At 35.6% G+C, this 275-nt stretch carries 1 protein-coding gene; it reads right to left on the bottom strand.

Annotated elements, in window-relative coordinates:
* Nucleotides 1-174: 174 nt before the first annotated feature.
* Nucleotides 175-275, bottom strand: a 101-nt coding sequence (locus KVT27_RS27380) for a helix-turn-helix domain-containing protein (protein ID WP_217582168.1), incomplete at its 5' end; no start/stop codon positions are given.

Below are 275 nucleotides of genomic sequence, written 5' to 3'. Positions count from 1 at the left end.
ATCAAAATTAATGAACTTCGGCCCTTTTTTACAGTTGATTAGTTATAGCTAAGGCAACATCTCTTGGAAACTCCAGGCGTACTGGTTATCATCACTACTTTTCTTCTGCAAATGGGATCATTGTGTTCGTCAGTTGCCTCGGTAACACGTAATAACAATTAATTACGTTGTTCCTTAAAGCATTTTATTCTGTTTACGATATTCTCTAGGTGAAATCCCCTCAATTCTTTTAAATGTCTTATTAAAGTTACTCACATCATCGAAGCCAACCTCAT

Origin of the sequence: Lysinibacillus sp. GbtcB16 (assembly GCF_019091145.1) — a bacterium.
GTDB lineage: Bacteria > Bacillota > Bacilli > Bacillales_A > Planococcaceae > Lysinibacillus > Lysinibacillus fusiformis.
Note: the sequence above shows the minus strand (reverse complement) of the source record. Positions and strands in the feature narration are given on the sequence as shown.